We start from the raw sequence: 708 nt of genomic DNA on the forward strand, positions 1-708 counted from the left end.
GATAATGGGCGTCCGTGGGGGTGAACAAGGGTTACCCCGGTGAGTTGTAGTGATCGGGTTCAAGGATTGCCTGGTCTAATTTGAAAAACCTAACACCTTGCGTTTTATTTTCTTTTAAAATGGCTTTTCTGATCCTTTGGAGGGCAATTCTGGAAATCAATTCGGGCATTGACTCCCTGATACAATACGCTGTTGCACCCGCATTTTTTGAGACAGGTTCCGGCAATTGAACCAGAATAAACTTTCTTCTGCCGCCATCTTTCTTGTTTTGTTTTAACACCGCATGTCCGGTAGAACCGCTCCCCGCAAAAAAGTCAAGAATGATATCTTCGCTATCCATGACCTTCATTAAGTGTTCAATCAATCCTGTCGGCTTGGGATAATCAAAAACAGAAGAACCGAGAAGGGCTTCAACCTCTTTACTTCCCTGCTTCGTGGTAAAACCGGTTATTATTGTTTTGGGGTGTTCGGTGCCGCGCTTTTTAACATACTGGAACACACCGTTCTGTTTGAAAAAGAACTCAACAACCTGCTGCCCTTTAGAGTCAAAAGTCTCATTCCCTGACAGCCAGTTTTCAATCTGACACTTCATCGTCCAGCCCGCCTTTAGCGTAACTTCACTGGCTAAGGCTCCATCCTTACACTCAAATACACCGGCAGTCACTTCAACGGCTTCTTTATCGCCAAGTACTGACGGAAACGTTTTAT

Annotated in this window: 1 protein-coding gene; it reads right to left on the reverse strand. The window is 44.8% G+C overall.

All coding sequences use genetic code 11. The annotated features are described in order from the left end of the window. Window positions 1-31 precede the first annotated feature (31 nt). A partial coding sequence (locus AAC147_RS09385; protein WP_231571681.1) for a DNA methyltransferase occupies window positions 32-708 on the reverse strand: 677 nt, incomplete at its 5' end.

The sequence above is a fragment of the Xenorhabdus sp. NBAII XenSa04 genome (assembly GCF_963866145.1).
In the GTDB taxonomy this organism is placed as follows: domain Bacteria; phylum Pseudomonadota; class Gammaproteobacteria; order Enterobacterales; family Enterobacteriaceae; genus Xenorhabdus; species Xenorhabdus indica.